Raw genomic sequence first — 24262 nt, 5'->3', positions numbered from 1 at the left:
GCAACGCCCCACGTCGCCCTGTTCCGCCTGGAACGGTGATTCCCACAATTTTACTCCCCGTCAAGCCTTTCCAGAGGCAAACAGCAGATATAACGTGGAAAAAGAGGACTATCGTGGGCTCACCACGCCCTGGTCGCGTCAGCTGCCTGTTATTTAGGAAGCCGGGGCGCCATGACAAGAGCGGCAACCGCCAGAAAGACGCCGCCTCGCCACCGCCCGCCGCGGCACCTCAACCGCTGCCGCAACCGTCTGCGGCAACCGGCAGGTGATCAGCTGCCGTGGCTTGCGGCAATGCCCTTCACCCGGCCGGACATGACGCCGAAACCATCGATGATCGCCTCCTGGTTTTCCATGCGCACGATTTCCTCCTGAACTTCCGACAGCGCCCGCAGCAGGGGCTGGATCGTCTCCTCGTCGCCGGCCTCGATCACGGCGGCAATTTCGCGCTCCAGCTCCATTCTCTGGATGCGCAGCGCCTTGGTGCGCTTGTGCAGCGACAGCGCCTGCCGATAGCCTTCGCGGGCATCCTCGGCGGCGGCCTGCTCCGTCGCAGTCCACAGGCGGGCATTGCGCACCTGCTGGTCAAGCGCGGTGACCAGAGGCTCGAAGCCTTCCGCAAACAGCCGCCCCACCAGGTATTCGCGCGAGAGATTCGCCCCGGCGGTTGCCGCAGCCGGCAGCACGGCCGACCACAGCCGCTGCAGATCGCGATTCTCGAAATCGATGGCGGCGATCTCGTCGTAATCCTCCAGCAGCAGTTGCGGATGGTTGACGATGGTGATGGCAAGCACCACCTCGCGCAGCGCCGGCAGGTCCTGATGCCCGCGCACCAGCCCGGACCGGGCCAGCCGGTCCGAGACCCCGAGCCCCCGGGCGGAATTGCCGGCAAAGCCCGGCCCCTGCCCGCCGCCACGGCCGCGACCATTCATGCCGCCCTGCCCGCGGCCGGGACCGGAAAAGGCGGTGCGCCCGTCACGCCCGCCGCGCTGCGGGGAAAAGAAGCCGTTCAGGCGCTCGCGCATGTCCTGCTGGTAATGGCGGCGCACATTCTCGTCGGCAATCACCGAGACCATCTGCTTCAGGCGTGCCTCCAGTTCGGCCCGCTTTTCCGGCGTATCGAAGGTGCCATTGGCCGCCTCGCGCATCCAGATCATCTCGGCCAGCGGGCGCGCCTGGGCCATCACCTTGTCGAAGGGCGCCCGGCCCTCCTGGCGCACCAGATCATCCGGATCCTTGCCGTCCGGCAGAAGCGCGAAACTGACGGAGCGGCCGGGCTTGATGTGCGGCAGCGCCAGATCGGCGGCGCGATTGGCGGCGCGAAGGCCTGCCCCGTCGCCATCGAAGCACAGCACCGGCTGCGGCGACATGCGCCACAGCAGTTCCAGCTGGTTTTCCGTGAGCGCCGTGCCGAGCGGCGCCACCGCATTCTCGACGCCGGCCTGATGGAGGGCGATCACATCCATGTAGCCTTCGACGGCAATCACCGTCGCATCCTCGCCGTCGCGGCCCTTGGCCTGGGCCTGCACCGCGCGGCGTGCACGGGAGAAATTGTAGAGCACATTGCCCTTGTGGAAGAGCTCGGTCTCGTTGGAATTGAGGTACTTCGCCATGGCATCGGGCGACATGGCACGCCCGCCAAAGGCAATCACCTTGTCGCGCGAGGAGAGAATCGGAAACATGATGCGATCGCGAAAGCGGTCATAGGAGACCGGCACATTCTCGTGCACCACCAGCCCGCAGGCCTCCATCTGCTCCTTCAGCACCCCCTTCGATGCCAGATGTTCCTTCAGCGCATTGCGGCTTTCCGGCGCATAGCCGAGCCGGAAGGTCTCGATGGTGCGGCCGCTCAGGCCACGATCGCGCAGATAGGCACGCGCCCTGGCACCGGCCGCGCTCTGCAGCTGATCCTGAAAGAACTGCGTCGCCATCTCCATGACGTCGAGCAGCGTGGCACGCTCCTTCTCGCGCCGCTCGGCCTGCACATCCGGCTGGGGCATGGCAATGCCGGCCATGTCGGCCAGCTGCTGCACCGCTTCCGGAAAGCTCAGCCCCTCGATTTCCTGCATGAAGCGGAAATGATCGCCGGACACGCCGCAGCCGAAGCAGTGATAGCGGCCCTTGCGGTCCTCGCAATGGAAGCTCGGGCTCTTTTCGCCATGGAACGGGCAGCAGGCCCAGTAATCGCCACGCGAGACATTGGTCTTCTTGCGATCCCACGTCACCCGACGGCCGATGACGGCCGAAATCGGCACGCGATCGCGAATCTCATCGAGAAATGTATTGGAAAAGCGCATCATCACCTCACGGACCACAGTCCATATAGGCACCTTGCCCGGCAAACACCATCGCAGGCGCCGGGCGACACCCGCAATTCACAGGCCCGACCGCGGATTTAACCGGCGAAAATGCATGCTGCGTTGCGTCAAAACTAAGGCAGTCCAACGCCCCGAAAAATTAAGTCTTTGTAATTTGAAAGCGGCATCGTCCGGGGCGTATGTCTTCATCGTCGCTTCCTGACGTCCCACTCTCTCTAGCAGGAAGCGCAACGCACAGGGATGTGTCCCCCCATAACGCATCCCTAGCACTGGCATCCTTCCCCCGGATGCCGTGCAATGTCCAGGCGTCAGAGGCAGGACTTCCCCCAGTCCTGCCTCGCTTGCTTTCATGGACCGCGCACATGGCCTGACCGGGACGAAGTTCCTTGCGGCAATATACCTGCGTCAGCGAACAGAAACGCAAAAGCGGCTGAAACGCGATCCGCGCCAGCCGCCCCGGGTCTTTTCGAGGGGAATGACGCCTATTTCAGCAGATCCTTGACGATTGCGGAGGCGCGGGCGAAGTCCATCTGGCCGGCATAGCGTTCCTTGAGCAGGCTGATGCACTTGCCCATGTCGCGCAGGCCCTGTGCGCCGATCTCGGCGATCACCGCCTTGCAGGCTTCGACCACCTGCTCGTCGCTCATCTGCTCGGGCATGAAGTCACGGATGATGGTGATTTCCTCGCGTTCCTGATCCGCCAGTTCGCCGCGGCCGCCTTCGTCATATATCTTGGCCGATTCCTCGCGCTGCTTGATCATCTTCTGCAGGATCTGCAGGATGTCATCATCGCTGACCGGGTCCTTGCCGACGCCGCGATTGGCGATGTCGCGATCCTTGATCGCCGTCTGGATCAGACGGACGGTGGACAGCCGGCGGGCCTCCTTGGCCTTGAGGGCTTCCTTCATCGCATTGGCAAGCTTGTCGCGCATCATCTTTGTTGTTCTCCTTGGGAAAGGCACGGGAAGGCCGGCTGAAGGGCCACCGCGTTTCCTTGTTCTGGCGCCGCCCTCTTAGACCAGCCGGCAGGGCGGATCAATCGGCGGCATCGGGCCTTGACCATCAGACCGGGATAATTCCCCTCGCGCAAGGGGGTGCAATTGACCGACCCGCCCGCTTCCGTTATTTTCCGGCACCTGCACGAGAATTAACCAGGACACAGGCGCGGGATCGATCTCGCCGCCTCCTTTTCTGCGACCATACATGGCCCCGGCATCCCGCCGCTTCAAGCGGACGGGCAACGGGCGGAGACGAACCGACATGACTGAGACAGCACCCTGGACCACCCGCAAGCCGACCGCCGTTCTTGTCCTCGCCGACGGAACGGTCATCGAAGGCCACGGGATCGGCGCCACGGGCAAGGTAACGGCAGAAGTCTGCTTCAACACGGCGCTTACCGGCTACGAGGAGATCCTGACCGATCCCTCCTATCTGGGTCAGATCGTGACCTTCACCTTCCCCCATATCGGCAATATCGGCACCAATGAGGAAGACATCGAGGACCTGACGCCGGCCGCCCGCCGCGGCGCGGTCGGCGTCATCTTCAAGGCCGACATCACCGAACCGTCGAACTACCGCGCCGGCCGTCACCTCAACGACTGGCTGTCCTCGCGCGGCATCATCGGCCTGTCCGGCATCGACACCCGCGCGCTGACCGCCTGGATCCGCGAGAACGGCGCACCGAATGCCGTGATCGCCCATGACCCGAACGGCGTGTTCGACATCGAGGCGCTGCAGGCGGAAGCCCGAGCCTGGGGCGGCCTGGTCGGCCTCGATCTCGCCAAGGAAGCCACGTCCGGTCAGTCCTCGCAGTGGACGGAAACGCCCTGGGTGTGGAACGAAGGCTATGGTTCGCTCTCGCCCGAGGACGCCAAATATCACATCGTCTGCGTCGATTACGGCGTGAAGCGCAACATCCTGCGCCTGTTTGCCGGCCTTGACTGCAAGGTCACGGTGGTTCCGGCCAAGACCTCGGCAGAAGACATCATGGCGCTCCGGCCGGATGGCGTCTTCCTCTCCAACGGTCCGGGCGACCCGGCCGCCACCGGCGACTATGCCGTGCCGGTGATCCAGGAGGTCATCAAGACGGGAACGCCGACCTTCGGCATCTGCCTCGGCCACCAGATGCTGGGCCTCGCGCTTGGCGCCCGTACCGAAAAGATGCATCAGGGCCATCACGGCGGCAACCACCCGGTCAAGGATCACACAACGGGCAAGGTGGAGATCGTCTCGATGAACCACGGCTTTGCGGTGGATTCCAAATCGCTGCCGGAAGGCGTCGAGGAAACCCACATTTCCCTGTTTGACGGCACCAATTGCGGCCTGCGGCTTGCCGGCAAGCCGGTCTTCTCCGTACAGCATCACCCGGAGGCCTCCCCCGGCCCGCAGGACAGCCACTACCTCTTCCGCCGCTTCATCAACATGGTGCGCGAGAAGAAGGGTGAGCCGGCACTCGCCGAACGCTGAGCCCGCTGTCCGGCGAGACACGACCGAAATAGATGGCCCGCTTTTGCAGCGGGCCTTTTCTTTATGTGCGCCGCACCAGAAGCCAGAAGCGCAGGCTCAGCATGATGGCAGCCGCCATCAGCCCGGTGACAAAGCCGATCCAGATGCCGGGGCCGCCCAGGTGGAGGACGAAGCCGAACAGCCAGGCGCAGAAGAAGCCGACCGGCCAGTAGGCGACGAGCGCCAGCACCATCGGCACCTTGGTATCCTTCAGGCCGCGCAGCAGGCCGGCAGCCACCGCCTGCAGCCCGTCGAACATCTGGAAGGCGCCGGCGGCAATGATCAGCGGCACGGCAAGCGTCAGCACCGCTTGCGCATCGGACTGGCGGGTATCGAGGAAGAGGGCGCCCAGCTGTGCCGGAAGCAGGGCGAACAAGCCGCTGCCGATCATCGAGATGACAAGCCCCACCAGAAGAACCACGAGCGCGGCGCGGCGCACGCCGAGCGGATCCTGGCGGCCATGCGCGAGCCCCACCCGCACCGTTGCGACCTGGGAAAGCCCCAGCGGAATCATGAAGGCGATGGAGGCGAGCTGCAGTGCGATGCCGTGGGCGGCAAGCTGCTGCTTGCCCAGAAGCCCCATCAGCAGCGAGGCCGCCGCAAACAGGCCGGCCTCGGCCAGGATGGTGAAGCTGATCGGCAGGCCAAGCCCGAATATTTCCCGGAAGGCGACCCAGTCCGGCCGCCAGAAGCGCACGAAGAGTTCGTAGGCGCGCATCTCCGGTCGGCTCTCTATATAGGCAACCATCAGCAGGAAGCCGAGTGTGTTGGCGCCAAGGGAGGCGATCGCGGCGCCCTGCAGCCCCCATTGCGGAAGCCCGAAATGGCCGAAGATCAGGCCGTAATCCAGGACCGCGTTCAGGCTGAACATGCCGAGGGTGACATAGAGCACGATGCCGCCGCGCTCCAGCGCGCTGGCGAAGGAGCGCAGAACCATCAGCAGCAGCGCCGGGAAGATGCCCCACTGCAGAATGCGCAGATAGCCCTGCGCCAGGGCCGCGATATCCGCCTCCTGCCCGAGCGCCAGAAGCAGGCTCTCGGAAAACCACAGGAGCGGTGCAGTGACGATACCATAGGCAATCACCAGCCACATGCCCATGCGGACCGAGCGGCGCGCCTGCACCGCATCCCCTCGCCCGACGGCCTGCGCCACCAGCGGCACGACGGCGCTGGAAAAGCCGGTGCCGAAAATGAAGACGACGAAGAAGATCTGCGTGGCAAGGACCGCCGCCGCAAGCTGTGTCGTTCCCAGCCAGCCGATCATCACCACGTCCGTCGTGTTGATCGCCATCTGGGCCAGTTGCGCCCCGACGAAGGGTACGCCGAGCCCGATGGTCGCGCGCGCATGCGCCGACCAGGAATTGTCACCGGCCTGCCCGGCCACGGCAGCAGGATGGGTCGCCATGTACAAAACTCCAGAACGAAAAAAGCCGTTGCCCCGATTTCGGGCAAACGGCCTTGGTTTTCTCTAGCGAATGCTCATCCAACAGGCAAGCCGGGCTGAGGATCCAGCAAAAGAATTGCGGGATGCTTCAGCACGCGTGATGGATCGGGCCGACACGGGTCAAACCGCTTCTGCCCGCTTGTGTTCCGCGCGCAGGAATTCCACGAAGGCCCGGAGTGGCGAAGGCATGTGGTGCCGGCTGTTATAGTAGAGGAAAGGCCCGGAGAAGCTCGGCGACCAGTCCTGCAGCACCGACACCAGATCACCACGGGCAAGGGCCGGCCGCAGGAAATCCTCGAAGGAAAACACAATGCCAAGCCCGCGGCAGGCCAGTTCCACCTCAAGGTCGGAGGTCTCGGCAATGATGCGCGCCGGCGGCAGGATGGACAATTCCCGCCCGCCCTTCTCCTCGAAGACCCAGGCAAGCATGCGGCCACTGGAAAAGCGATGCAGAATGCAACGGTGTTGCAGCAGGTCCTGCGGATGGGCCGGCACGCCATGGGCGGCCAGATAGCCGGGGGCGGCCGCGGCTACGTAATGCTGGAGGCGCGGCCCGATGGGCACCGCAATCATGTCCGGTTGCAGGGATTCCTCATAACGCACACCGGCATCGAAGCCTTCGCCGATCACATCGATAAGCGCGTCATTGGTGGAAACCTCCAGCGTGATGCCGGGATGAAGGGCCAGAAAGCGCGCGGCGATATCCGGCAGGATGGTGCGGGCGACAATGCCCGGCACATTGAGTCGAAGACGCCCGACGGGCCGGTCCCTGAAGTCGTTCACGCCGTCGAGCGCGGCTGCAATGTCCGCGAGGCCGGGGCGCAGGCGCTGCAGCAGACGCTCCCCCGCATCGGTCGGCGTCACGCTGCGGGTGGTGCGGTTCAGCAGGCGCACGCCAAGCCGCGCCTCCAGCCGCCGCACCGAATCGGAAAGCGAGGAGGCCGAGACATTGCGCAACTTTGCCGCCGCCCGAAAGCTTCGGTGCTGGGCAACGGCGGCGAAGACATCGAGGTCCGCCAGTGGAAGATCAGTCATTGTACGAATATCCGAACAGGTCGTGCGTCATGCGCCGGATTATCGCACAGACCAGCCGAAGCTAGAAGAGAGCCAGCCGGACAGACCGGACATCACGCGAAAGGATACCGACCATGAAAACACGTCGACTGGGACAGACAGGCCCGCAGGTTTCCGCCCTTGGCCTTGGCTGCATGGGCATGTCGGACATGTACGGGCCGAGCGACCGCACCGAGAGCATCGCCACCATCCATGCAGCAATCGACGCAGGCATGACGCTCGTCGATACCGGCGATTTCTACGGCATGGGTCACAACGAGATGCTGATCGGCGAGGCGCTGAAGGGCGGCCTGCGCGACAAGGTGGCGATCAGCGTGAAATTCGGCGCCCTGCGCGGACCCGACGGAGGCTGGCTGGGCTATGATGCCCGCCCGCAGGCGGTCAAGACGGCGCTGGCCTATACGCTGAAGCGACTGGGTGTCGATCACATCGACATCTACCGCCCCTCCCGCCTCGATCCGGCCGTGCCGATCGAGGAGACCATCGGCGCAATCGCCGAGATGGTCGAGGCCGGGTATGTGCGCCATATCGGCCTGTCGGAAATGGGCGCCGACACCATCCGCCGGGCTGCAAGCGTTCATCCGATCAGCGACCTGCAGATCGAATATTCGCTGATCTCGCGCGGCATCGAGGACGCCATTCTCCCGGCCTGCCGCGAGCTCGGCATCGGGATCACCGCCTATGGCGTGCTCTCGCGCGGCCTGATCAGCGGTCACTGGCAGAAGGACCGCGACACCGGCAGGAGTGATTTCCGCGCCATGAGCCCGCGTTTCCAGGAGGGCAATCTGGACCGTAACCTGGCTTTGGTGGAGGCGCTGCGCAAGATTGCCGAGGCGCGGCAGGTCACGGTGGCCCAGGTCGCGATCGCCTGGGTGGCGGCGCAGGGCGAGGATATCGTGCCGCTGATCGGCGCAAGACGCCGCGACCGCCTTGCCGAATCGCTCGCCGCACTCGACGTGACGCCGACGGCGCAGGATATCGCCGCAATCGAACAGGCAATACCCAAGGGGGCCGCCGCCGGCACCCGCTATGCCGAAATGCAGATGGCGCATCTCGACAGCGAGCGCTGAGCAAGCCACCGGCGGGACGACCTCGCCTCAGCTCGTGGCATAGTCATACTGGCCGCCGCGCACGAGCGCCCGCTGATAGGCCGGACGCGCACGGATCGCCTCCAGGTAACGGCGAACGGCCTGCACCTCGCCCATGGCGCTCATGCGCGTCATGCCGGCTTCCACCGGGAAGCTCATGGCAATGTCGGCGGCGGAAAAATCGCCGCCGGCAAACCAGCCGTCGCGCGCCAGTTCCGCGTTCCAGAAGGCCAGGTGATCGGCCAGCTGCGGATCGACCAGCTTGGCCTGCACCCCGCTCGCGATCATCTTGCCGAAGGGACGCAGGAAGACAGGCAGCTGCCCGGGCAGCCGCAGGAACAGCAGCTTCAGCAGCAGAAGCGGCATGGCCGAACCTTCAGCGTAATGCAGCCAGTAGCGATAGCGCAGCGCCTCGTCGGTGCCGGGCAGCGGCCGCAGGGATTGCCCCGCGCAATAGGTATCGACCAGATATTCGATGATCGCCCCGCTCTCGGCGATGATGCGTCCCTCATCCTCGATGACCGGCGACTTGCCGAGCGGGTGGACAGCCTTCAGGCTGCCGGGGGCGCGCATGTCCGGTCCGCGCTGGTAGGTTTTCACCTCGTAGGGCAGCCCCAGCTCCTCCAGCAACCAAAGAATGCGGTGGGCGCGGGAATTGTTGAGATAGTGAACGGTAATCATGGCTATCCGCAATCAGGAGAACGTCTTGGAACGCGTGCCGTCACGCCAGCCCACGTTGTGCTGAACGAGAAACAAAAGCAACCAGGGCAGCACGAAAGCAGCCAGCAGTGCCAGCAGCTGCGGCAGGCTGCTGCCTTCGAAGACCACCCGGTTCATGATCCGGTAGGGCAGCAGCGTGAAGCCGCCGGCAATCAGGATGCCGCCGACATACATCTGCGTCACCAGCCGGCGATGGGCCGCAACCCGTCCATGCCGCACCAGCCAGACGGCGCGCAGACAGCCGACAAAGACAAGCACGGAAAGCAGATGGATCGGGTTGAAGTCGCCCCACACCCGCAATTCGTGGATGAAGGCGGTGGACAGGCACGAGATCAGCATCACGCCGATCCATATCCTGCCGAGCAGGCGATGCACCGGCGTTCCACGGCCGCGCCAGATCAGCAGGAAGGCGCCGACGACAGCGGCGGGCAGCATGGTTGCCACATGGATCTGCACGGCCAGCGGCGCTTCAAGAAGAGGGTCGAGCGTCATGGAACAAAGCCTCGATTGAATTCGGTGCCGATCTTCGGCAAAACGGGGCTTGGCAAAAGCCTGTCTGCGCCAATCGGGGGAACTGCTTCGTGAATGAGGGGAAACGGCAATCCGCGCTTCGTGAATTGGAAGGCTTCCTGCTGTCGCCACGCTACTGGCTGACGGTCGGCGTCGTCGTGGCGGTCTTTACCATCAGCGGCCCCTTCGGCACGCTGAAGGCCATGCCGCTGTTGCCGCGCCTGGCCTTCTGGCTGCTGCTGCAGGGCGTTGCCTTCTGCGTGGCCGTGGTGTTTGCGGTGGCCGGCAACCTTCTGCTGGCGCCGTTGCTGCCCTCGCGGCTGCTGCGCATGATGATCGGCTCGGCGCTCGCCGCGCTGCCGATTGCGGCGTGGATCGTGGTGCTGCAGGCAGGCTTCGTCAACGATCCGGTCACGCTCGGCGAATTCGCCGAACAGGTCACCGTTTCCGTGCCGCTCTGCATGATCTTCTGCCTGCTCACCTTTCTGACGACGGGCAGGCCGGCACAGCCCGCCGTCCTTGCGGCCCAGCCCCCTCAGGCTGCCGCAGCGGGCGAAGAGACGGTCACCCGGCCCTCCACAGCACCGCCTGCCATTCTGGCGCGCCTGAAGCCGGACAATCGCGGACACCTGCTGCGGCTTTCGGTGCAGGATCATTATACGGAGGTCGTCACCTCCCGCGGGCGCGAACTCATCCTGCTGCGCTTTGCCGATGCACTGAACGAGACCGGCGACACGCCCGGGCGACGCATCCACCGCTCGCACTGGGTGGCCGATGCCCATGTCGAGGCGCTGAAGCGCGACAAGGGCAAGCTCTTCCTTGTGACCGGCGACGGAGCGCAACTGCCTGTCAGCCGGCCCTACGAGGCGGAGGTGCGCCGCTGCTTTGCAAGCCCGGCTCGGCCGGAACGGGTTGCCTAGGGCGGCACCACGCGGCGACGCCCGCCCCTGCAATTGCCCACTCCAACAGCCGCCTCCGGCTGCCCGTTCCGGCCGAGCCGCCGAGACATCCCGCCCTGCCTCTCCTCCGGCATCCACAGGCCGGCGTTTTTCTGCGCAACAGGCAAGATCGGGGGTTCCTTCCGCGCGGACATTTGCCTATAAGCCGCTTCTAGCCTGAAAAAGAACACCTCTGTGCCCGACCGATGCCTCTGCATCCGGCCGGCTTTTTGCGCAGGGAAGAAGAAGCGGAAAGACGAGATGCCGAAGCGCCAAGATATCAAATCCATCCTCATCATTGGCGCGGGGCCGATCGTCATCGGCCAGGCCTGCGAATTCGACTATTCGGGCACCCAGGCCTGCAAGGCGCTGAAGGAAGAGGGCTACCGGGTCATCCTGGTCAATTCCAACCCGGCAACGATCATGACCGATCCGGGCCTGGCGGACGCCACCTATGTCGAGCCGATCACCCCGGAAGTGGTGGCGAAGATCATCGCCAAGGAACGTCCGGACGCGCTTCTGCCGACGATGGGCGGCCAGACGGCGCTGAACACGGCTCTGTCGCTCAAGCGCATGGGCGTGCTCGACCGCTACAATGTGGAGATGATCGGCGCCAAGCCCGAAGCCATCGACAAGGCCGAGGACCGCGCCCTGTTCCGCGAGGCCATGGCCAGGATCGGGCTGGAAACGCCGCGCTCCATGCTGGCGAATGCCACCGAAATCAAGGATGCCGACCGCAAGAAGCATGAGGCGGAACGCGCCAAGCTGCGCGAAACCCTGTCGGGCGACGCCCTCGACAAGGCGCTCGATGCGCTGGAAAACCAGTGGAACCTCGGCGAGACCGACCGCAAGCAGCGCTACATGGCGCATGCCATGGCGATTGCCGCCCAGGCGCTGGACCATGTCGGCCTGCCGGCCATCATCCGCCCCTCCTTCACGCTCGGCGGCACCGGCGGCGGCATTGCCTATAACCGCTCGGAATTCTTCGACATCGTCAATGGCGGTCTCGACGCTTCGCCGACCACCGAAGTGCTGATCGAGGAATCGGTGCTCGGATGGAAGGAATATGAAATGGAGGTCGTCCGCGACAAGGCGGACAACTGTATCATCATCTGCTCGATCGAGAACATCGATCCGATGGGCGTTCACACCGGCGATTCCATTACCGTTGCCCCGGCGCTGACGCTGACGGACAAGGAATACCAGATCATGCGCAACGCCTCGATCGCGGTGCTGCGCGAGATCGGCGTCGAAACCGGCGGCTCGAACGTGCAGTTCGCCGTCAACCCGGCCGATGGCCGCCTCGTCGTCATCGAAATGAACCCGCGCGTGTCGCGCTCCTCCGCGCTCGCCTCCAAGGCGACCGGCTTCCCGATTGCCAAGGTCGCGGCAAAGCTTGCCATCGGCTACACCCTGGACGAGCTGGAAAACGACATCACGGGCGGCGCGACGCCGGCCTCCTTCGAGCCGTCCATCGACTACGTCGTCACCAAGATCCCGCGCTTTGCCTTCGAAAAGTTCCCGGGCGCAGAGCCGACACTGACCACCGCCATGAAGTCGGTCGGTGAAGTGATGGCGATCGGCCGCACCTTTGCCGAATCGCTGCAGAAGGCGCTGCGTGGTCTCGAAACCGGCCTGACCGGCCTCGACGAGATCGAGATCCCCGGCATGGAAGCCGGCGAGGGGTCGAAGAATGCGATCCGCGCCGCCATCGGCACGCCGACGCCGGACCGCCTGCGCATGGTGGCCCAGGCCCTGCGTCTCGGCATGTCGGAAGCCGAAGTGCATGAAGGCTGCAAGATCGATCCATGGTTCATCGCCCAGTTCAAGGCGATCGTCGACATGGAAGCCCGCATCCGCGAGCATGGCCTGCCGACAGATGCGGAGAACCTGCGCATGCTGAAGGCCATGGGCTTTTCCGATGCGCGTCTCGCCAGCCTCACCGGCAAGCGCCCGAAGGAAGTGGCCGAACTGCGCAACGGTCTTGGCGTGCGCCCGGTCTTCAAGCGCATCGATACCTGCGCTGCCGAATTCGCCTCGCCGACGGCCTACATGTATTCGACCTATGAGACGCCCTTCGTCGGCCTCGCCCGCTCCGAAGCCCTGGTGTCGGATCGCAAGAAGGTCGTCATCCTCGGCGGCGGCCCGAACCGTATCGGCCAGGGCATCGAGTTCGACTATTGCTGCTGCCATGCCGCCTTCGCGCTGAAGGATGCGGGCTTCGAGGCGATCATGGTCAACTGCAACCCCGAAACCGTCTCGACCGACTACGACACCTCCGACCGGCTCTACTTCGAGCCACTGACGGCGGAAGACGTGATCGAGATCCTGCGCGCCGAGCAGGAAAAGGGTGAAGTGGTCGGCGTCATCGTGCAGTTCGGCGGCCAGACCCCGCTGAAGCTTGCCGAAGCGCTGGAAAAGAACGGCATCCCGATCCTAGGCACGGCGCCCGACATGATCGATCTCGCCGAAGACCGCGACCGCTTCCAGAAGCTGCTGATGAAGCTCGACCTGACGCAGCCGAACAACGGCATCGCCTATTCGGTCGAACAGGCCCGCCTCGTCGCCTCCGAAATCGGCTTCCCGCTCGTCGTGCGCCCGTCTTATGTTCTGGGCGGCCGCGCCATGCAGATCATCCATTCGGAAGGCCAGCTGCAGAGCTACCTGCTGGATACGGTGCCGGGCCTGGTGCCGGAAGACATCAAGCAGCGCTATCCGAACGACAAGACCGGCCAGATCAACACTCTGCTCGGCAAGAACCCGCTGCTGTTCGACAGCTACCTGACCAATGCCGTCGAGGTGGATGTCGATGCGCTGTGCGACGGGGAAAGCGTCTTCGTCTCCGGCATCATGGAGCATATCGAGGAAGCCGGCATCCATTCGGGCGACTCGGCCTGCTCGCTGCCGGTCCGCTCGCTGTCGAAGGAGATCGTCGACGAACTGGAACGCCAGACGACGGCGCTCGCCAAGGCGCTGCATGTCGGCGGCCTGATGAACGTGCAGTATGCCATCAAGGACGGCGTCATCTACGTTCTCGAAGTCAACCCGCGCGCCTCGCGTACCGTTCCCTTCGTGGCGAAGACCATCGGCGCGCCGATTGCCAAGATTGCCGCCCGTGTCATGGCCGGCGAAAAGCTCGACGACGCGATTGCCGCCTATGGCGAAAAGCCCGATCCGCGCAACCTGAAGCACATCGCCGTGAAGGAAGCCGTCTTCCCGTTTGCCCGCTTCCCCGGCGTCGACACGCTGCTCGGCCCGGAAATGCGCTCGACCGGCGAAGTCATCGGCCTCGACACCAGCTTTGCGCTTGCCTTCGCCAAGAGCCAGCTCGGCGCCGGCGTCGAACTGCCGCGCGAAGGCACCGTCTTCGTCTCCGTGCGCGACGAGGACAAGGAGCGCGTGCTGCCGGCCATCAGGCTTCTGGTCGAAAACGGCTTCAAGGTGCTCGCCACCGGCGGCACCGCCCGCTTCCTCGGCGAAAAGGGCATCGAGGCCACCAAGATCAACAAGGTTCTGGAAGGCCGCCCGCATATCGAGGACGCGATCCGCAATCGCCAGGTCCAGCTGGTCTTCAACACCACGGACAGCAACAAGGCGATTTCGGACTCCAAGTCGCTTCGCCGCGCCACCCTGATGCAGAAGGTGCCCTATTACACCACCATGGCCGGCGCCATGGCTGCCGCCGAAGCCATCGAGGCCCTGCGCAAGGGCCAGTTGGAGGTTCAGCCGCTGCAGAGCTACTTCTGACGGCGTCTGCCCGTCTGACGGCGGAGACAACACGATACGACAGAAGGGCGGCTTGAGGCCGCCCTTCTGCATTTTTGGGGATGGTCCGACACACCGGCCCGCGTCGGCCGTCGTTGGCCGGCTCTGCCGCCTTGAACGACACCAACCGGCATCAAGGACAGTCGGGATGTGCGGGAGACATCGCGTCCGTGCTCGTCCTCATCGCTCCGACGAGCGCAGCACTCTTCAGGCTGCCTTGCTCAGCGATTCCTGGCCGGCCTCGTTGCGGACGATCTTCTGGCGCACCTGGTGCCACTCGCCGGTCAGCCCGGTCCGATACTGGTAGATGATCTCGCCGCTCGAGAAATCCGGCTCGAGAACGATGATCGCCGAGTAGTTTTCCGGAATGACCGGACCGACACCTGCGCCGGCCGGCCAGTTGATTTCCGGCCAACCCGTCAGATCGATGCGAACCTTGGAGCCCGGCCCCATGACGGTTTCATAGATAAGCGTCCCGGTCACATGCGAAGACACGTTGAGCGGCGGATTGACGGCCTGCGTGACTTCCGAATGCCCCGTGACGATGCTCTTCGGCGTGTAGACCGTCAGGCTGAGCGTGTTGACCGGAGCACCCAGTGCGCCTTCCGTGCGCAGCGGCAAAAAGAACAGCCCGGTTTTCTGAACACCTTCGATGGCCATGAAACTTCCTCCCTTTTCTATGGCGTGCAATCCAGAATATTGATTTCCTCTAAATCAACCTTCGGACGCATTCATCATGCGCCAATCGCTAAAATATGCAACCATAAGATTTTATGGATTTCGTGATCACCAAAGTAAAATTTCGATCAAATCGGCAAAATAGACTTCACAACAGAAGCATATGGCGTCAAAATTATACTAATTATTGTATAATCGCGGTTAGATCATCGCGAAACAACTCCCTCTCCCTTTGCTGCGCCACCGGATCCGGCAGACGCAACAGATAAGATGGATGCACCGTCACCAGCAGCCGGCGCCCTTCGGTCATGTTGAGCACCTGACCACGCACCTCCGACAGACGGCGCCGCTCTCCGGTCAGGGAGAAATAAGCGGTCGCGCCCATGGCGACGATCAGGCTCGGGCAGATGAGATCCACCTCCTGCTTCAGCCACCAGCGGCATTGGGCGATCTCCGCTTCGTTCGGTTTCCGGTGGATGCGCCGCTTGCCGCGCGGCTCGTATTTGAAGTGCTTGACGGCGTTGGTCACATAGAGCCCGGCGCGCTCCACGCCGATGTCGGAGAGAACACCGTCGAAGAGTTTCCCTGCCGGGCCGACGAAGGGCCGGCCGGAGAGATCCTCCTGATCGCCGGGCTGCTCGCCGACCAGCATCACGCGGGCATCCTGCGGGCCCTCGCCAAACACGGTCTGCGTGGCATGGCAATGAAGCGGACAGCGCGTGCAGCGGCGCGCCTCCTCGCGGAGCGCCTCCCAGGAGCCTGACGGCGGCGCTTCGAGGGTTTCGGCCTGCCCGTGCCGCGCCCGCAGGCGCGCATGAAAGGCCGGCGGCTGCGAGGCGGCCTTTTCCGCCATCTGCCGTACCTTGGCCTCGGCATTGGCGATGAGGTCCGGAATGAGATCGGCCTCCGGCAGGTTCTTCCAGTATTTCCGCGGCATTTCCGATGTCATCGCCTTCACCTTCAACCGCGCCGGATTGAAGATATTGGCATAATAGATGCGCCACAGATCATCGGCATCGTCGCGAATATCCGGCTTTGCGGCCGGTTCGTCATTGATCGTCAGCTGCTCGCCATCCCAGGCCGCCGATCCCTTCGGGGTCGCAATCACCCAGTCCATGTCGAAGAAGCGGCGGCGAAAGAAGGGCGCCAGTCGCGCAACGATGAAATGATCCGGCTCGAACCAGGCAAGAAAGGAGCGGCGGCGCCCGGTCGGATCGCCGGACGCGACCTCCTTGAAGCGGACGAAGGCCTTCATCTTGTGGCTGTCGCGCCGCACGGATTTTTCCAACCTGCGCGCCGCCATCACATCCGGATCGGAGACCACCTGCATCAGATGCCGATCGCCGCGGATGCGCCAGAGCAGCCGATAGAGAAGATCGAAGCGCTGAGGATCCGAATGGCAGACCGCCGTTTCCGCCAGATCCACGAAGGCCGGCGGCACCGTGACCACCCGTTTCTCCGCCGGCAATGACAGTTGCTGCGGCTCGGCGAAACCGGCCAGCGCATCGCCCTTCCCGGCAATCCGCCAGGCAATCTCGCCCGGAGCAATGTCGTTCAGAAGCAGCAGGCGGGCGGCGGCGCGCCATTCCTCGAAATCGCCGCGCCCCTTGAGAAAGATCGTCTGCATCAGAACAGCGCCAGTTGTTCCGGTTTCGGGGCAAACAGCGCCCTCAGATCGGCGCGGTCGAGCAGCCGGTTCGGCGTCCAGCCTTCCGCCACGATGAAGGGCTGCACCTTGCGCAGCGACACCCCGAGCCGTCCGAGATCCTCCAGCCGGACACGGCGGAAGCGGCGCGAGGACAGAATGGCATTGACCGTCTTCGTGCCGAAGCCCGGCACGCGCAGCAGCAGTTCCTTGCCCGCCCGGTTTATATCGACCGGAAAGCGCTCGCGATGGGCGAGCGCCCAGGCGAGCTTCGGATCGAGATCAAGATCGAGATTGCCATCGGCCGTCACCGCCGTAATCTCGCCGATCTCGAAGCCATAGAAACGGTAGAGCCAGTCTGCCTGATAAAGCCGGTGCTCGCGCATCAGCGGCGGCTTGACCAGCGGCAGCCTGGCGGACGCATCGGGAATGGGACTGAAGGCGGAATAATAGACGCGCTTCAGGCCATAGCTGCCATAGAGCCTGGCGCTCGTGCCGAGAATGGTGGCGTCGCTTGCCCCATCCGCACCGACGATCATCTGCGTGCTCTGCCCGGCCGGCACGAAATGGCGCCGCTTCTTCGTGCGAAGCGTCGGCTCGGCCGCGTCCTCGATCTTCCGCCGCAACTCGCCCATCGCGCGACGGATGCCTTCCGGCTTCTTCTCGGGCGCGAACCGGCCAAGGCCGCTGTCGGTCGGCAGTTCGATGTTGATCGACAGGCGATCGGCATAAAGCCCCGCCTCCTCGATCAGCGCGGCCGAGGCTTCCGGAATGGATTTCAGGTGGATGTAGCCGCGAAAATTATGGGTGGTGCGCAGTTCACGGGCGATCCGCACCATCTCCTCCATCGTGTGATCGGAGGAGCGGATGATGCCGGAGGACAAAAACAGCCCTTCGATATAGTTGCGCCGGTAGAATTCCAGCGTCAGCCAGATCACCTCTTCCGGCGCAAACCGCGCCCGCTCCACATTGGACGAGGATCGGTTGATGCAATAGGCGCAGTCATAGATGCAGAAATTGGTGAGCAGGATCTTCAAAAGAGAGATGCAGCGTCCGTCCGGCGCATAGGCATGGCAGATGCCCGATCCTTCCGTCGACCCAAGCCCGCCGGAGCCGGCGGCATGGCGTTTGGTCGTGCCGCTCGATGCGCAGGAGGCATCATATTTGGCGGCATCGGAGAGGATGGCGAGGCGTTCCTTCAGCGACTTCTTCATTAGTTTGTTCACTATATGTTCGTGGATGAACAGTCAATACGCCGGTGCTCCCGCCTCGGACCATCTTGCTGGATGCGGCTGGTGCCCTATTTCGAATTTTCTGGAAATTCGCGTCACGATTCTGCTATGATTCGCGAAGTTCAGGTTTTCACATGGTTCCGGGGCATCCCTCCGGGACCTGTTTCTTTTTGTGGCCGCCCGTTGCGGCCATGAGACTGAGGAAAAGAGAAATGGTTGATAAGGTACCGATGACGCCGTCCGGATTCGCCAAGCTGCAGGAAGAGCTGCGCTGGCGCCAGCAGGAGGAACGTCCCCGCATCATCGAGGCCATTGCCGAAGCCCGCGCCCATGGCGACCTTTCGGAAAATGCCGAGTACCATGCCGCCAAGGAAGCGCAGAGCCACAACGAAGGCCGCATCACCGAGCTGGAAGACCTGACGGCACGCGCGGAAGTGATCGACCTGACCAAGATGTCGGGCTCCAAGATCAAGTTTGGCGCACGGGTGAAGCTCGTGGACGAGGACACCGATGAGGAAAAGGTCTACCAGATCGTCGGCGACCAGGAAGCCGATGTGAAGGAAGGCCGCATCTCCATCTCCTCCCCCATCGCGCGCGCGCTGATCGGCAAGGAAGTGGGCGACAGCATCGAAGTGAACGCACCCGGCGGCTCCAAGGCCTACGAAGTGCTGTCCGTCAGCTGGGGCTGAGAGCTCCTGCCCTCGTGACAAGCGATCTCGCCCAAGTCGAGGTCATTGCTCCGCACTTCAAGCGAAGGCTGTCGGGCGTGACCTCCACCGTGATCCAGCTGGTGCCGGTGCAGAACCGCCTTGGCCAGAAGGTTGCAACCTTCGGGCCGGGCCTGCCCTCGCATCTGCCGTCGATGTCCGCAGCCGACCTTTTCCGCCTGTGGCGCCCGCCCGTCGGCCGCCGGCACCGGGTCTGGCATGCGCGTCGCAATATCGAGATGCTGCCCGGTATCCTGCTGCGTGACGTGCTGCGCATGCCGCTGAAGCTCGTCTTCACCTCGGCCTCGCAGCGCAAGCATAGCGGCTGGACGAAATGGCTGATCTCGAAGATGGACCGGGTGATCGCGGTCTGCCGGAAAACCGCCGCCTATCTGGAGCGGGAAAGCACCGTGATCCTACATGGTATCGATCTGGAACGCTTCTCGCCCGCACCGGACAAGGCTGCCGCCAAACAGGCGCTCGGCCTCGATCCGGCCCGTCGCCATGTCGGCTGCTTCGGCCGCGTGCGCCACCAGAAGGGCACCGATCTCTTCATCGACGCGATGATCCGGCTGCTTCCCGATCACCCGGACTGGGTCGCGGTGGTGGCCGGTCGCGCCACCGCCAAGCATGTCGCCTTCGAGGACGCGTTGAAGGCGAAGGTGAAGGCCGCCGGCCTTGGCGACCGCATCCTCTTCGTCGGCGAACATACCAACATCAACGCCTGGTATCGCGCGCTCGATCTCTTCGTCGCCCCGCAGCGCTGGGAAGGTTTTGGGCTGACCCCGCTGGAAGCCATGGCAACCGCCGTGCCGGTGGTGGCCGCCGATGTCGGCGCCTTTGCCGAACTGATCGTCGACGGCCAGACGGGCACCATGGTGGAGCGCGGATCGCTCGACAGCTTTGCCGCGGGCATTGCCCCCTATCTCGCCGACCCCGCTCTCTGCACGCAACACGGCGAGAATGCTCTCGCCCACATGCGTGCCAGTTTTTCCATCGAGCGCGAAGCGGCAGCGATCGGTGAGGTGTATGCGGAATTGCTGAGCCACGGATGAGGCCATCGTGACCATCTACGTGATCAATCTCGACCGCGCCACCGAACGCATGGCCCGCATGCAGGCAATGCTGGAGGGACGCGGCCTAGCCTTTCAGCGGCTGGCTGCCGTAGACGGGCGGGCTCTGCCGCAGGAGACGCTGGCCGAATGGTCCGGCCGGCATGCGGATGGCAGCCTGATCCTGTCGCCCGGCGAAGTCGGCATCCTGCTCAGCCAGCGGGAAGCCTGGTCGCGCATCGCGGCGGATGGTGTGCCCGGCATCGTCTTCGAGGATGACATTCATCTTGCCGCTGGCGCAGAAGAATTGCTGAGGGACCTCGCGTGGCTTCCGGCAGACGCCGATATCGTCAAGTTTGAGACCACCGGCCGCAAGATCGCGGTCTCGCGTCAGCAGTATGCCGTTGCACCCGGCATTATGCTGGCAAGGTTGCGCACCGCCCATCTGGGGTCTGCGGGCTATATCGTGACGCCGGCTGCCGCAAGACGACTGCTTGATGTCATCCAGAGGATCGACCGTGCGGTGGATCACGAAATCTTTGATCCCGTCGCTCCGATTTTTGCGCAACTGGTCATTTACCAGACCATCCCGGCGCTCTGTATCCAGGACCAGTTCATCGGCCACCAGAAGCTGGGGCTCGGCGGCGAGATCGAGCGCGCCTGGGCATTGGAGAAAAAGAAGCGGAAGGTTTCGACTTCCCAGAAGATCCGCAGGGAGCTGCGACGACTGATTGAACAGGCAGACTTTGCGGTGAAGGGTTCGCGCCTCAATCCGCTGTCCGACCGCCTGAACGTGAAGGTTCGCTATCCGGAACCGGAGGAGTGACTGCAGCGTGTGATCCGGCAGCGGCCTTCGGCTGAGACGATGGATTCTGCAAGATATTCCGCATCATTGCCGATGCGGGCAATCTGAGAACCTTTCCGTCAAAGACTGCTACCCGGTTTTCCGCAGGGGCCTCAGGCCGCCAGCCATCTGCAAACCGTCCTTCCTCAGAAAAGCACCGGACATACTCAAGGAAATCAGACCGCAACCGGTCCGCCATGTTGCGCAGACGCTTTTCCTTTGCGCTTGGCATCCCTGCGGATGACATGTGACGACGCAGGAAGAACTTGCAGCGCGAGAGCACGTCGACCTTCTTGGGACGCCGGAGACCCGAAAGATCGATGCCATCCGCAGAACAGAGTGCAACCAGATATTCGTGTCCTAGCTTGTCGATATCGCAGATTTCTGGGTCAAACTGACCGAACCACGGTTTCTCGTACTTACTGAAGTGCACGAAAAGCGGGCGGCACAGCATGTCTACCCCCCAGTTGAACAGGCTCGCCTGAAAATTCCAGCGGGGACTTAGCTCACTCCAGATGTCCTGCAGGGCGTAGTTCAGAAAATCCTGATCAAAGAATGTCATGTTTTTGGCAAAGGCTGCAACATACGCAGGAAGAAGCTGCCTGAAATCGATCGTCAGCCATCGTTCCACGTCAATGACCAGCACACCGGAATTGAAATAGCGACCTCCTCGGATGCCGACGGAATCGAGCCAGTCGCGCTTTGAACGTCCCGGCACAGCTGACGAGGCAATCGTCGCGAAATCACGGATGGCACCAACTCCTCCGCTCAGACTTACTGCCCAGATGCTCTGATCGATACCGAGAGGAAGAATGTCGGCATCAAGGTAGATGAGTCTGGTGTAGGACCGAAGACGTTCGGGCGCAAATATTCGAGCATACACAATACGTGGCCAACGATCATCGCCAGGCAGACCATCGGGCAGCAGGCTATCCAGTTCGTTGTAGTGATAGAATATATGAGATTCGGAGGAGACTGACGCCCTCCCCCCCGACGGCATCCCTTCTATGAAGATATGGACATCCTGCCGCCACTGAGCAGCGAGAGACCTCGCCAATGCCGATGTCACTCCGACCAGCGAGGAATCGACGACGAAGTAGAATGCAAATGGCGTCGTCACTTCGGCACCGCATAGAGCCACTGCATCGCGTCGTGACGGAATTCATCCAGCAACAGTTGGGCAACGGGACGACGAAGCTCCGCAAGTTCGGGGAAATCGCTTGGCTGCCGGATTTGCTGATTGATGATCGTTATCGAGTGACTGGGGGAAAGAAACTCCAGCAGTCTTTCCCGTGTGCCCGGCATAAACAGATCGTGGAGTTCAATGATGAACGAGGAATTCGCCACTACGCTGCGCGGCATGTCGACCACGTGGTTTTCGTAGCCTTCACAGTCTAGAACAAACAACGCCGTCTTGCCGCTCAGGCTGATGACGCCATCAAGCGGATGGCCATAATCGAACTTGTCCAGCCTGACGACCTTAACGCCGTTTTGAGACATGCACCGATCAAGCACCGGAAACGACCGTTCATCAATGTCGTACGTGTAAACTTCCGCATCCGGCAGGCGCCGCTTCAGACCAATTGCGTAATATCCCTCCGATGCTCCGATGTTGACGATGACATCAGGTCGCCTTGCGATCTCGCTCTCGATAGCTTCGAATATCTCTCGCTCGTAGGAGCCAAGGATCTTGGCCACAATGTCGTAGTCACTCCACGCTCCCAGTTCCGGAAGTCTCAAGCCTGAGAAAGGTCCGCGCACAACGCTGCATTCGACTTGCCTCAGCATATCGGAGACCAAAAGCTTCTTGTAACGTAATGCCGCCTCAAGGAAATTTTGTTCCGCGTAGTTCCGGCGAGTGCGGTAGACGCCGAACCCGAATGGTCCAAGCAGTTTCTCTAGTGTCGCAAGCCTTCCCAGTGGATCATCCTTAGGTAGTAACAGTTGGCTTAATCCCCTCCCAGACGAACAAGTTCAGCCGGGATATGTCAATGCTGTTCAGCGCCGTGCGTCATGAGGCTCTGGAGCTACCGGACAGCGGTGCTGCTTTCCTCACACCTCCACCAGCCCCAGTTTCTTCACCTGGCGGATGGTCAGCATCGTCCGCACGGTATCGACATGCTCGTTGGCGGCCAGGACCTCGATCACAAAGTCCTGGAAGGCGGTGAGGTTTTCTGCCGTGCAGCGGAGCAGGAAATCGCTGTCGCCGGAGACCATCCAGGCCTCGCGCACGATCGGCCAGCTCTGGGCGAGCGCGGCGAAGGCCTTCAGATTGGCTTCCGACTGGTGCTTGAGGCCAACGAGGCAGAAGGCGACGAGATCGAAGCCGAGCCTGGGGCCGTTGAGGATTGCGGCATAGCCCTCGATCACGCCTGCCTCTTCCAGCTTGCGCACGCGGCGCAGGCAGGGCGGCGCGGAAATGCCGACCCGCTCGGCCAGCTCCACGTTCGTCATGCGTCCATCCCGCTGCAATTCGCGCAGGATCTTGATGTCGATGGCGTCGAGTTCGGCTCTGAGCACGGGAAACCTCATGTCGGTTTTTGCCATGCTATTAGCCAAAGGAATCCTGAACGCAAGGATTGCGCGCAAGATTATGTCGCGACAGCGTACCATTATTGTGCGTAACTCCGCCTGCCATGCCGTCGGCGCAGTGCTGACCTTGAATTGGCGCATGGAACGTTCATAAATGAGCGGGAAAGGCGTCCGACGCTTGCGCCTGCACGGAAAGTTGCAGGCGCGCCGACGCCAGCTGAAAGGAACTCTGCAATGTCTGCCCGCCATGCCCACGTCCTCATCATCGGCTCCGGCCCGGCCGGTTACACGGCCGCCATCTATGCCGCGCGCGCCATGCTCAAGCCGGTCCTCATCGCCGGCATGGAACAGGGTGGCCAGCTGATGATCACCACCGATGTCGAAAACTATCCGGGCTTTGCCGATCCGATCCAGGGCCCCTGGCTGATGGAACAGATGCTGAAGCAGGCGACCCATGTCGGCGCCGAAATCGTCAACGATCTCGTCACCGAGGTGAAGCTGTCGCAGCGTCCCTTCGTGATCCGCACCGATTCCGGCCAGGTCTGGACCGCCGATACGCTGATCATCGCCACCGGCGCGAAGGCGAAATGGCTCGGCATCGAGAGCGAACAGCACTTCCAGGGCTTTGGCGTCTCGGCCTGCGCCACCTGCGACGGCTTCTTCTATCGCAATCGTGACGTGATCGTGGTCGGCGGCGGCAATTCCGCCGTCGAGGAAGCGCTCTATCTCTCCAATATCGCCAAGTCGGTCACCGTCGTGCATCGCCGTGACAGCTTCCGTTCGGAAAAGATCCTGCAGGAACGCCTGTTCCAGCGCCCGAATGTCGAGGTAATCTGGAACAGCGAAGTGGCCGAGATCACCGGCGAACCGGCCAGGCCGCCGATGCCGCCTTCGGTCAGCGGCGTGAAGCTGCGCAACACCCTGACCGGCGAAATCACCGAACGCGCCACCCACGGCGTCTTCGTCGCCATTGGTCATGCGCCGGCCACCGAACTGTTCAAGGGCCAGGTGAAGCTGAAGGACAATGGCTACATGTGGACGGCGCCGGATTCGACGGCAACGGACGTTCCCGGCGTGTTTGCCGCCGGCGACGTGACCGACGACACATTCCGCCAGGCCATCACCGCCGCCGGCATGGGCTGCATGGCAGCGCTGGAAGCGGAACGCTATCTCGCGGGCATCCAGCCCGTGGCAGAAGCTGCGGAGTAACAAT

At 63.0% G+C, this 24262-nt stretch carries 21 protein-coding genes; 9 read left to right on the top strand and 12 right to left on the bottom strand.

What is annotated here, in order from left to right:
- Window positions 1–269: 269 nt before the first annotated feature.
- Both dnaG and KLP42_RS21785 read right to left on the bottom strand, forming a co-directional pair.
- A complete protein-coding gene (gene dnaG / locus KLP42_RS21790; RefSeq protein ID WP_215569476.1) occupies window positions 270–2294 on the bottom strand; it encodes a DNA primase in 2025 nt (674 codons plus the stop codon).
- 503 nt (window positions 2295–2797) lie between these two features.
- Window positions 2798–3247, bottom strand: a complete 450-nt coding sequence (locus tag KLP42_RS21785; RefSeq protein ID WP_215569473.1) for a GatB/YqeY domain-containing protein — start codon at window positions 3245–3247, stop codon at window positions 2798–2800.
- A 328-nt stretch (window positions 3248–3575) separates the two neighbouring features.
- Between KLP42_RS21785 and carA the strand changes: the two genes are divergently transcribed.
- Window positions 3576–4781 carry a glutamine-hydrolyzing carbamoyl-phosphate synthase small subunit gene (carA, locus tag KLP42_RS21780; protein ID WP_215569434.1) on the top strand — a complete coding sequence of 402 codons (1206 nt, stop codon included), beginning with the start codon at window positions 3576–3578 and terminating at the stop codon, window positions 4779–4781.
- 61 nt (window positions 4782–4842) lie between these two features.
- Here carA and KLP42_RS21775 read toward each other — a convergent pair whose 3' ends face one another.
- Window positions 4843–6225 carry an MATE family efflux transporter gene (locus KLP42_RS21775; RefSeq protein WP_215569426.1) on the bottom strand — a complete coding sequence of 461 codons (1383 nt, stop codon included), beginning with the start codon at window positions 6223–6225 and terminating at the stop codon, window positions 4843–4845.
- Window positions 6226–6384: 159 nt separating this feature from the next.
- Complete coding sequence (locus KLP42_RS21770; protein WP_215569424.1) at window positions 6385–7299, bottom strand: LysR substrate-binding domain-containing protein; 915 nt, start codon at window positions 7297–7299, stop codon at window positions 6385–6387.
- 113 nt (window positions 7300–7412) lie between these two features.
- Between KLP42_RS21770 and KLP42_RS21765 the strand changes: the two genes are divergently transcribed.
- Window positions 7413–8408, top strand: a complete 996-nt coding sequence (locus KLP42_RS21765) for an aldo/keto reductase (protein ID WP_215569422.1) — start codon at window positions 7413–7415, stop codon at window positions 8406–8408.
- A gap of 27 nt (window positions 8409–8435) precedes the next feature.
- Here the strand turns inward: KLP42_RS21765 and KLP42_RS21760 are convergent, their stop codons facing one another.
- Complete coding sequence (locus tag KLP42_RS21760) at window positions 8436–9107, bottom strand: glutathione S-transferase family protein (RefSeq protein WP_215569420.1); 672 nt, start codon at window positions 9105–9107, stop codon at window positions 8436–8438.
- Between the two features lie 12 nt (window positions 9108–9119).
- Window positions 9120–9638, bottom strand: a complete 519-nt coding sequence (locus KLP42_RS21755) for a DUF2306 domain-containing protein (RefSeq protein WP_215569418.1) — start codon at window positions 9636–9638, stop codon at window positions 9120–9122.
- A gap of 89 nt (window positions 9639–9727) precedes the next feature.
- Here KLP42_RS21755 and KLP42_RS21750 point away from each other — a divergent pair, with 89 nt between their 5' ends.
- The gene (locus KLP42_RS21750) at window positions 9728–10576 is read left to right on the top strand and encodes a LytTR family DNA-binding domain-containing protein (RefSeq protein ID WP_215569416.1); all 849 of its coding nucleotides are present in this window, start codon (window positions 9728–9730) and stop codon (window positions 10574–10576) included.
- 279 nt (window positions 10577–10855) lie between these two features.
- Complete coding sequence (gene carB, locus KLP42_RS21745) at window positions 10856–14341, top strand: carbamoyl-phosphate synthase large subunit (RefSeq protein ID WP_215569414.1); 3486 nt, start codon at window positions 10856–10858, stop codon at window positions 14339–14341.
- Between the two features lie 225 nt (window positions 14342–14566).
- On the opposite strand, the gene KLP42_RS21740 is transcribed toward carB, so the two are convergent.
- From KLP42_RS21740 to KLP42_RS21730, 3 genes are all read right to left on the bottom strand, one after another.
- Window positions 14567–15019 carry a DUF1842 domain-containing protein gene (locus KLP42_RS21740; protein ID WP_215569406.1) on the bottom strand — a complete coding sequence of 151 codons (453 nt, stop codon included), beginning with the start codon at window positions 15017–15019 and terminating at the stop codon, window positions 14567–14569.
- Between the two features lie 202 nt (window positions 15020–15221).
- Window positions 15222–16664: a UdgX family uracil-DNA binding protein gene (locus tag KLP42_RS21735; RefSeq protein ID WP_215569404.1), complete on the bottom strand. Its 1443-nt coding sequence runs from the start codon at window positions 16662–16664 to the stop codon at window positions 15222–15224.
- Complete coding sequence (locus KLP42_RS21730) at window positions 16664–17896, bottom strand: putative DNA modification/repair radical SAM protein (protein ID WP_215569470.1); 1233 nt, start codon at window positions 17894–17896, stop codon at window positions 16664–16666. Before KLP42_RS21730 ends, KLP42_RS21735 begins: the two co-directional genes overlap by 1 nt.
- A 230-nt stretch (window positions 17897–18126) precedes the next feature.
- On the opposite strand from KLP42_RS21730, the gene greA reads away from it, so the two are divergent.
- Genes greA through KLP42_RS21715 form a run of 3 tightly spaced genes read left to right on the top strand, consistent with a single transcriptional unit; the run spans window position 18127 to window position 20499 of the window.
- A complete protein-coding gene (gene greA, locus KLP42_RS21725; RefSeq protein WP_215569402.1) occupies window positions 18127–18603 on the top strand; it encodes a transcription elongation factor GreA in 477 nt (158 codons plus the stop codon).
- A 14-nt stretch (window positions 18604–18617) separates the two neighbouring features.
- On the top strand, window positions 18618–19676 hold the full coding sequence (locus tag KLP42_RS21720) for a glycosyltransferase family 4 protein (RefSeq protein WP_353844908.1): 1059 nt from the start codon (window positions 18618–18620) through the stop codon (window positions 19674–19676).
- A gap of 7 nt (window positions 19677–19683) precedes the next feature.
- Window positions 19684–20499: a glycosyltransferase family 25 protein gene (locus KLP42_RS21715; RefSeq protein WP_215569400.1), complete on the top strand. Its 816-nt coding sequence runs from the start codon at window positions 19684–19686 to the stop codon at window positions 20497–20499.
- Here KLP42_RS21715 and KLP42_RS21710 read toward each other — a convergent pair.
- The 3 genes from KLP42_RS21710 to KLP42_RS21700 form a co-directional block, all read right to left on the bottom strand.
- Entirely contained in the window at window positions 20441–21637 is a 1197-nt protein-coding gene (locus tag KLP42_RS21710) for a glycosyltransferase (protein ID WP_215569398.1), read from the bottom strand. The two genes, KLP42_RS21715 and KLP42_RS21710, sit on opposite strands and share 59 nt — an antisense overlap.
- A complete protein-coding gene (locus KLP42_RS21705) occupies window positions 21634–22215 on the bottom strand; it encodes a hypothetical protein (RefSeq protein ID WP_215569396.1) in 582 nt (193 codons plus the stop codon). The genes KLP42_RS21710 and KLP42_RS21705 overlap by 4 nt, the downstream gene beginning before the upstream one ends.
- A 354-nt stretch (window positions 22216–22569) precedes the next feature.
- Window positions 22570–23037, bottom strand: coding sequence for an Lrp/AsnC family transcriptional regulator (locus KLP42_RS21700; protein ID WP_215569394.1), 468 nt, complete (start codon window positions 23035–23037; stop codon window positions 22570–22572).
- A gap of 10 nt (window positions 23038–23047) precedes the next feature.
- Here KLP42_RS21700 and KLP42_RS21695 point away from each other — a divergent pair, with 10 nt between their 5' ends.
- The gene (locus KLP42_RS21695) at window positions 23048–23203 is read left to right on the top strand and encodes a hypothetical protein (RefSeq protein ID WP_215569386.1); all 156 of its coding nucleotides are present in this window, start codon (window positions 23048–23050) and stop codon (window positions 23201–23203) included.
- 80 nt (window positions 23204–23283) lie between these two features.
- Window positions 23284–24258, top strand: coding sequence for a thioredoxin-disulfide reductase (gene trxB / locus KLP42_RS21690; RefSeq protein ID WP_215569384.1), 975 nt, complete (start codon window positions 23284–23286; stop codon window positions 24256–24258).
- Window positions 24259–24262: the final 4 nt, after the last annotated feature.

The sequence above is a fragment of the Rhizobium sp. CSW-27 genome (assembly GCF_018760785.1).
In the GTDB taxonomy this organism is placed as follows: Bacteria; Pseudomonadota; Alphaproteobacteria; order Rhizobiales; family Rhizobiaceae; genus Neorhizobium.
This window is presented reverse-complemented; position numbering and strand designations above follow the sequence as displayed.

Excerpts from the sequence above, each read along its gene's own strand:
- dnaG (WP_215569476.1), bottom strand. The coding sequence starts at position 2,294 with ATGCGCTTTTCCAATACATTTCTCGATGAGATTCGCGATCGCGTGCCG.
- KLP42_RS21785 (WP_215569473.1), bottom strand. The coding sequence starts at position 3,247 with ATGCGCGACAAGCTTGCCAATGCGATGAAGGAAGCCCTCAAGGCCAAG.
- carA (WP_215569434.1), top strand. The coding sequence starts at position 3,576 with ATGACTGAGACAGCACCCTGGACCACCCGCAAGCCGACCGCCGTTCTT.
- KLP42_RS21775 (WP_215569426.1), bottom strand. The coding sequence starts at position 6,225 with ATGGCGACCCATCCTGCTGCCGTGGCCGGGCAGGCCGGTGACAATTCC.
- KLP42_RS21770 (WP_215569424.1), bottom strand. The coding sequence starts at position 7,299 with ATGACTGATCTTCCACTGGCGGACCTCGATGTCTTCGCCGCCGTTGCC.
- KLP42_RS21765 (WP_215569422.1), top strand. The coding sequence starts at position 7,413 with ATGAAAACACGTCGACTGGGACAGACAGGCCCGCAGGTTTCCGCCCTT.
- KLP42_RS21760 (WP_215569420.1), bottom strand. The coding sequence starts at position 9,107 with ATGATTACCGTTCACTATCTCAACAATTCCCGCGCCCACCGCATTCTT.
- KLP42_RS21755 (WP_215569418.1), bottom strand. The coding sequence starts at position 9,638 with ATGACGCTCGACCCTCTTCTTGAAGCGCCGCTGGCCGTGCAGATCCAT.
- carB (WP_215569414.1), top strand. The coding sequence starts at position 10,856 with ATGCCGAAGCGCCAAGATATCAAATCCATCCTCATCATTGGCGCGGGG.
- KLP42_RS21740 (WP_215569406.1), bottom strand. The coding sequence starts at position 15,019 with ATGGCCATCGAAGGTGTTCAGAAAACCGGGCTGTTCTTTTTGCCGCTG.
- KLP42_RS21735 (WP_215569404.1), bottom strand. The coding sequence starts at position 16,664 with ATGCAGACGATCTTTCTCAAGGGGCGCGGCGATTTCGAGGAATGGCGC.
- KLP42_RS21730 (WP_215569470.1), bottom strand. The coding sequence starts at position 17,896 with ATGAAGAAGTCGCTGAAGGAACGCCTCGCCATCCTCTCCGATGCCGCC.
- greA (WP_215569402.1), top strand. The coding sequence starts at position 18,127 with ATGGTTGATAAGGTACCGATGACGCCGTCCGGATTCGCCAAGCTGCAG.
- KLP42_RS21695 (WP_215569386.1), top strand. The coding sequence starts at position 23,048 with ATGTCGGTTTTTGCCATGCTATTAGCCAAAGGAATCCTGAACGCAAGG.
- trxB (WP_215569384.1), top strand. The coding sequence starts at position 23,284 with ATGTCTGCCCGCCATGCCCACGTCCTCATCATCGGCTCCGGCCCGGCC.